This window comes from Protofrankia sp. CiP1_Cm_nod4 (assembly GCF_982290645.1).
In genome coordinates this window covers 3,362-7,080 of the sequence record NZ_CEVIVC010000056.1, presented here as the reverse complement: position 1 = coordinate 7,080, position 3,719 = coordinate 3,362, and the positions used below count along the sequence as shown (strand labels likewise).

Sequence of the window (3,719 nt, the reverse complement as noted above, 5' to 3'; positions counted from 1 at the left end):
TCTGTCGTCGCGGGAGGCGTCCTCGCGGCCCTCCGTCAGGAGGCGTCGGCGCCGGCCGGGACGGCCGGCGGTGCGGCCAGCGAGCGGGCCAGCAGCTGGGAGACGTCGAGCACCTCGACGCTCTCCTTCGCCCCGCCGGACTGCTTCTTCTCGGTGACGGCGTCGGTGAGCATGACGATGCAGAACGGGCAGGCGGTGGAGACGATGTCCGGGTCGAGGGCGAGCGCCTCGTCCACCCGCTCGACGTTGACCCGCTTGCCGATCTTCTCCTCCATCCACATCCGGGCGCCGCCGGCACCGCAGCAGAAGCCGCGCTCCTTGCAGCGGTGCATCTCCTGGCTGCGGACGCCGGGGATGCTGCCGAGGATCTCCCGGGGCGGGGTGTAGACCTCGTTGTGCCGGCCGAGGAAGCAGGGGTCGTGGTAGGTGACCGAGGAGTCCACCGGCTGGACGGGGACGAGTCTGCCCTCGTCGACAAGCCGGCCGAGCAGCTGGGTGTGGTGGATGACCTCGTACGCGCCGCCGAGCGCCGGGTACTCGTTGGCCAGGCTGTTGAAGCAGTGCGGGCAGGTGGCGACGATCTTCTTGGCGCCCGCCGCGTTGAGGACCTCGATGTTGGCCTTGGCCAGTTCCTGGAAGAGGTACTCGTTGCCGAGCCGGCGGGCGGGGTCACCGGTGCAGCTCTCGCCGGTACCGAGGATGGCGAAGGAGACGCCCGCGGTGTGCAGCAGCTCGGCGAAGGCCCGGGAGACCTTCTTGGCCCGGTCCTCGATGGCGCCGGCGCAGCCGACCCAGTACAGGTACTCCACGTCGTCCGGGATGGGCTCGCCGTCGTCGAGCACGCGGACCTCGAACGGCAGGCCCTCGGTCCACTCGGTGCGGATCCGGGGCGAGACGCCCCACGGGTTGCCGTTGTTCTCCAGGTTGCGCAGCATCACCCCGGCCTCGCTGGGGAACGACGACTCGATCATCACCTGGTAGCGGCGCATGTCGACGATGTGGTCGACGTGCTCGATGTCGACCGGGCACTGCTCCACGCACGCGCCGCAGTTGGTGCACGACCACAGCACGTCGGGGTCGATGACCCCGCCCTCGTCCTCGGTCCCGACCAACGGACGGTCGGCCTGCGGCTGGCCGGGCTCGGGAACCCGCCCGAACCCGGACTCTGGGACGTGGTGGACGGCGTGCCCGTTCGACGCCTCCGCGGCAGCGCCGGCGGCGGCTGGCGCGGCGTCCTCCCCCTCGCCGGACCCGTTGGCGGCGAGCAGGTACGGCGCCTTGGCGAACAGGTGGTCACGAAGATCCATGATCAGGATCTTCGGTGACAGCGGCTTGCCGGTGTTCCAGGCCGGGCACTGGCTCTGGCAGCGCCCGCACTCGGTGCAGGTGGAGAAGTCGAGCATCGCCTTCCAGGAGAAGTCCTCGATCTTGCCGACGCCGACGATCGGCTCGTCGGCCTCCATCAGGCTCTCGATGTCCGGGGTGCTGCCCAGCGCGCCCAGCGCCTTGGGCTCGCGCTTGAGGATGACGTTGACCGGCGCCAGGAAGATGTGCAGGTGCTTGGAGTAGGCGACCAGCACCAGGAAGCCCATGATGACGGCGATGTTGAGCAGCAGGAAGACCGTCTCGATGTGCTCGTTGGCCTTGTGGGAGAAGACGTCGAGCGGCCGGCTGACCAGGTAGGAGGCGAACGCCCACCTCGTGTCGCCCTGCGGGTGCGTGCCGGCGTTGAACTGGGCACCGCGCAGGACCAGGAGCGTGACCATCACCGAGGTGATCATCCCGAGGATGACCCAGGCCGGGCCGATGTGCGACCCGTAGAACCGCGACCTGCGCTCGAGCCGGGCAGGCGCGTTGCGCAGCCGGATGATCGTGAAGGCCAGCAGCCCCGCGAGGACCGCGACCGTGAAGAAGTCCTCGATGAAACCGATGGCGGCCCAGTGCCCGAACAGCGGGATGTGGAAGTCGTGGTCGAACAGCGCGCCGAACGCCTCGATGACGGTCAGCATGAGGACCGTGAATCCCCAGAAGGTGAAGGCGTGCGCGAGCCCGGGGACCGTCCAGGTCAGCAGCTTCCGCTGGGCACCGACCTCGCTGATCTCACTCCACAGCCGCTGGCCCGCCCCGTCGAGCCGGCCGGCAGCGGGCTGTCCCTGGCGGATCAGCCTGAACAGCCAGTGGAACCGGCGTCCGGCCACCGCGAGAGCAACAACGACGATCACTCCGCCGATAGCGAGTCTCACACATCCTCCAGTCTTCTACCGACGGTGGGAGCGTATCGCTACCCATTGGTAACTTGCACGCCGAACCGGCCCACCGCCGCCAGCCCCGCCGGGATCCGCAGCGAGTCATTTCACCCCTTTGGCCCTTCACCTTCCTCTTCGCACCGCCCAGGCGCAGCCGATCGCCGGTCGGACGGGGCCAGCGCGGGGCCCGGGCCATGCCGGCCGGCACCGCCCGGCCAGGCGCGGGCCAGGCGCGGGCCAGGCGCGGGCCAGGAATGATCATCTAAGATAAAGTGAGGATCAACGTCTCACCGCCTCTGGAAAATTTGGACCGGTTTCGGGATTCCCTTGTCCGAGGACGCGCTCTGGCTGCACCATCAGTGCGGCCCGTAACATGTCTGCGCTCTGCCGCGCCGGCACGCCCACGACCGCTGATGATTCAGGTTCCGGACCACGACCCCACGATCCACGGTGGACATGATGGCGAGCACGATCAAGAGCCCGATCAGGAGCAGCAGCCCGCTGCGCGGCCACACCCGCGACCGTCCCGGCCACTCCCTGGAGGTGGCCTACCGGCGAGCCCGGGAACAGCAGGCGCAGATGCGCCGCGAGCGGCTTGCCTACACCGTGCCCCGGGCCGCGCTACGGGCCTTCCCCATCGCGGTGGTGTTCGCGGTGCTGGCCGTCTCGGGCCTGCGGCTGCCGGTGTCCGTCGCGGTGGCAGCGTACCTGGTGGTCCAGCTCGGCTGGCCGCTGGTGGTGATCGGCCGTTCGTTCGATCCGGTGCCCGAGATCGAGGCGCTGCGTGAAGGCGCCGAATCCGAGCGCAAGACGGCACGTATCGTCAACAGGCTGCGCCGGTACGGCTACGTGGTGATGCACGACCGTCGGGTGGCCCACTCCGAGGCGAGTATCGGACACCTGCTGGTCGGGCCGGGCGGCGTCATGGTGATGAAAAGCGACGCCTCCCCCGGGACGGTCCGCTACTCCAAGGACGGCGCGAAGGTCGACGGGCAGTCCCTGAAGAAGCCGCTCGACCTGACCAGATGGCTCGGGGAAGAGGTGCGCAACCAGATCCGCGACGCCCTGCCGATGGTCAAAGTCCCGGTCCGACCAATTCTGATCATGGCCGAGGCGGGCGTCCTGTGGAGCGACGGGGCGATCGACGGGGTGACCCTGATCAGCCTGAAGGACCTCGTCTCCTACATCCGGGGGCGGCCGGACCGGCTCAACCCGGCCGAGGTGACGAAGGTGGTCGCCGTCGCCCAGCGCCTGTTCCCGCCCGCCACGGCCAACCAGCTCGCCGATCACGTCACCCTGGACCGCGACCAGTGGCTGGCCCTGATGGACGCGCTGCGCACCATCCTGGAGCGCGGCGGGGACGCGACCGACATGCTCGACCGGCTCACCCGGATCGAGAACGAGCTCGCCCGGTCCGGCGAGCCGGGCGGGCGCTCCGGCATCCCGGGAGCGCGCACCGGCGACAGCGGCGAC

General features: G+C 69.6%; 2 protein-coding genes. One reads left to right on the top strand and one right to left on the bottom strand.

The window, feature by feature from the left end; genetic code table 11:
* Nucleotides 1–35: 35 nt before the first annotated feature.
* On the bottom strand, nucleotides 36–2,243 hold the full coding sequence (locus AC5LSR_RS12725; RefSeq protein ID WP_493465572.1) for a (Fe-S)-binding protein: 2,208 nt from the start codon (nucleotides 2,241–2,243) through the stop codon (nucleotides 36–38).
* 459 nt (nucleotides 2,244–2,702) lie between these two features.
* Here AC5LSR_RS12725 and AC5LSR_RS12720 point away from each other — a divergent pair.
* The coding region (locus AC5LSR_RS12720; RefSeq protein ID WP_250285597.1) for a nuclease-related domain-containing protein at nucleotides 2,703–3,719 on the top strand (1,017 nt) is incomplete at its 3' end.